Annotated in this window: 3 protein-coding genes; all 3 read right to left on the reverse strand. The window is 64.4% G+C overall.

Annotation, left to right across the window (positions count from 1 at the left end):
• On the reverse strand, nt 1-945 hold a 945-nt coding region (gene cas1b / locus NZM16_RS12480), incomplete at its 3' end, for a type I-B CRISPR-associated endonuclease Cas1b (RefSeq protein ID WP_295480665.1).
• Nucleotides 946-1,063: 118 nt separating this feature from the next.
• The gene (gene cas4, locus NZM16_RS12485; protein WP_295480667.1) at nt 1,064-1,630 is read right to left on the reverse strand and encodes a CRISPR-associated protein Cas4; all 567 of its coding nucleotides are present in this window, start codon (nt 1,628-1,630) and stop codon (nt 1,064-1,066) included.
• Between the two features lie 247 nt (nt 1,631-1,877).
• Nucleotides 1,878-2,058, reverse strand: a 181-nt coding sequence (locus tag NZM16_RS12490) for a hypothetical protein (protein ID WP_295480669.1), incomplete at its 5' end; no start/stop codon positions are given.

The raw sequence follows: 2,058 nt of genomic DNA on the forward strand, positions 1-2,058 counted from the left end.
CACCAGCTTGTAAGCCTCCAGCCGGATCAGCGTCCGGTAGCTGACCGGCCGCTTGAGGCGCGGATGCTGCACCGTCTCCCGCAGCCGCTCCTCGAATTCCGACACGGCCTTCTTCCGCCCATCTTCCTTCAGATAGCAGAACCCGACTTCCTCCAGGAAGTCCTCTTCGCTCAGGGCGTTCCGGTTCATTAAGGCGAACACCATCCGGTCCACGATGAGCGGCTTGAAGACCTCCGCGAGGTCCAGGGCCAGGGAGAAGCGGCCCGCGGAGGGCTCGTGCAGGAAGCTGACGGCGGGATGGAGAGGGGTGTGGTAAAGCTCCGACAGGATCGCAGCGTAGAGGAGGCCGTTGCCGAAGGAGAGCAAGGCGTTCACCGGGTTCTCCGGCGGCCGCCGGCTCCGACGGAAGTCCTCCAGATTTAGGATCAACGGGAAGGCGCTGTAGTAGGCGTCCCGCGCCCGTCCTTCCAGACCCATCAGCGCGGCGACGTCGACGCAGCGCTCCAGCTCCTCCAGCGCCTTTTCCAGGGCGGCCAGGGGCGCTTCCACGGCGAGGCCCTGACGGCGGTAGTAAAGGAGGTTGCGGCGCATGTGGAAGAGGGCGCCCTCGACGAAGCGGCGGGCCAGGGCCAGCCGGCAGGGCGGATCCGCATAGTGCAGGGCCTGGGAGACCACCACGTGCCCCGAGGCGCGGGTCTCGCGGGGGTAAAACGAGCCCACATAGAAGCCGTAATAATTAAACACGTGCAGGCCGATCCCATGGCGGCTGAGGAAGCTCAGCAGGCGGGTGTTGAGGTCGAGCTCCCCCATGGCGAAGAGGGCCTCCACATCCTCCACCGGGATCGCCTGGCGTTCCGTCCGGCCGTCGGCTTCCCATTCCAGATAGATGGTGTTCTGGCGCCGCCGCAGGCGGCCGCTGCGGAACAGATAATACGTGCGCCCCATCTCGGGATTAAGCAAAAAGATGCGTGGAGTTACGCAGCTCGTCTCTTCGCAGACCGGCTTGGAGCGCCAACCTAGCGCTCCGGAACCTGTGCGCCGCCGCATCCGCTTCGTATCGCGCTCATCCCCAGCACAGGGGCGCATACGCGCAGCGGCGGCACGCTGGCATATATGAGGCGGCCGGTGGGGTGGAGAGGGCCACGATGCGCGCGGCTTCCTCCAGGGCGGCCTCCACCTCGGCGATGGCCGCGGGGTCCAGCTCCACTGCCTCCCGGCGTCGCTGGCGAGGGAAGCGCAATTCCCCTCGAAGGGATATCCCTCGACGCCCCAGGAAGTAGAGATAGTAGCGCAGCTGTAGTCGGGCGGCCTCGACGAAGGTCGGCGCGTGCTTCACCTCGAGGAGCGTTCGCTCGTCTTCCAGGATGTCGATGGCGATGAGGTTCTCGAGGATCAGGCTCCGCCGGGGCCGGTCGCGGTAGGCCCGCTCGTGGGTGAGGCGCCCCAGGGCCACGGCTTCGGCGTCGGCCTCCAGGCGCACCTGATGGGCGAACAGCCAGAGCTTACGGGGGCAGATGCGCAGATAGTTGAGCTGGAGCCCGCCCCGCTTCAGACGCTCGAATTCGTCATCGCTCAAGCGGGCCGCCTGCCGCAGCAGATCCCACAGCTCCTCCTCCCGCTCGTCGTCCATTCCGATCCCCTGAGCTCAATTCCGAATTCAATGTACCTCGACACTCGCTTTGCCCGCCTCCGGGTTTTTCCGGATCGTCCTCCGGTCTTGGCTGGAGGATAGATTCGGGGAAAGTTCAATACTCCTAACCAAGTGCATCCTCTTTCCCCTGAGGAAGCGGGAGGATATGTGGATCACGGGAATCTGGCGGATTGCGAGCAGCGGGCAATTCCCGGCGAGCCCACAACGGGTTCGGTTAGGTTCGAACCTAATCTATAATGACGCCCTGATCGATAGCCCCCAGATCCTCTTCATCAAATCCGACTTCCTCTGTATATGGCCGCCGACAGATCAGCCATGCCCTGTGGGAGGGAGAATACCCCATATAGAACCAGTTCAGGCCATTTCGCTGGCTGTGGGCCAGCCACCAGAGGGGGACCGGTGTGAGG

This window comes from Thermoflexus sp. (genome assembly GCF_025055495.1).
Classification (GTDB): Bacteria; Chloroflexota; Anaerolineae; order Thermoflexales; family Thermoflexaceae; genus Thermoflexus.